A 1,094-nucleotide genomic window follows, 5' to 3' on the forward strand; every position below is an offset into this window, starting at 1 on the left:
TGGCTTTGCGGGCAACGGCGGAACTGGCGGTGCCGGCGGTCACGGCGGGCTGTTGTTCGGCCCCGGCGGGCTGGGCGGAGCCGGCGGAGATGGCTTTGGTGTGAGCGGCACCGGCGGTACCGGGGGTGCCGGGGGTAACGCCGGGCTGCTGTTCTCCAGCGGCGGGGCCGGCGGGACCGGCGGGTCCGGTGAGGTCGGTGGGGGTGCCGGCGGGGCCGGCGGCCTCGGGGGCCTGCTGTTTTCCACCGGCGGGTCCGGTGGGGCGGGCGGATTCGGCTTCGAATCCGGAGGTCACGGCGGGGCCGGCGGCAGTGGCGGCTTGCTGGCCGCCAATGGCGGTATCGGCGGGGCCGGCGGAATTTCTCAAGGTGTCGGGGGCGCCGGAGGGAACGGCGGCAGGGGCGCCCTGGTGTTCGGTAGCGGCGGTGGCGGTGGAGCCGGCGGCGCCGGCGTCGCGGCCGGTGGGCTCGGCGGCAACGGGGGCAACGCGGTGCTGATGGGCAACGGCGGCAACGCCGGGGTGGGCGGGACCATCGGATTCAGCCCGATGGGCTATAACCACGCCGGCGTCGGCGGGACCAGCGGGCTTTTGCTGGGTCTGGACGGATACAACGCTCCGGCGAGCACGTCGCCGTGGCACAGCCTGCAACAATTTGCCACCCAAGCAGCCAACGCGCCCGTCCAGGCGCTGACCGGGCGTCCGCTGATCGGCAATTCCAGCCCCGGCCTCCCTGGCTCTGCCGGCTATGGCGGAGATGGTGGCTGGCTGATCGGCGACGGCGGGGCGGGCGGGTCCGCCAGCCCCGGTGGGGCCCAGCGCGGCGGCGACGGCGGGGCGGCCGGTTTGTGGGGCTCCGGGGGGTCCGGAGGGGCCGGAGCCTGGGGCGGCCTCGGGGATCCCAGCGGTAGCGGTGGGGCCGGCGGGCCCGGCGGGTGGCTGTTGGGCGACGGCGGGCCGGGCGGAACCGGCGGTTATGGAAACCCGGCCAGTACCGTGGCGGGCGCCGGCGGTGCCGGCGGCAGCGGCAGCCAGCTCATCGGCAGCGGCGGGGTCGGCGGGGCCGGCGGGTTCAGTAATTCTGCGCTGCTTGGGC

1 pseudogene is annotated in these 1,094 nt (G+C 76.2%); it reads left to right on the forward strand.

Annotated features, from left to right (window positions below):
• Positions 1–1,094: pseudogene (locus tag B4U45_RS28510) on the forward strand (PE family protein); the annotation flags it as partial.

It is taken from the genome of Mycobacterium persicum (assembly GCF_002086915.1).
GTDB lineage: Bacteria > Actinomycetota > Actinomycetes > Mycobacteriales > Mycobacteriaceae > Mycobacterium > Mycobacterium persicum.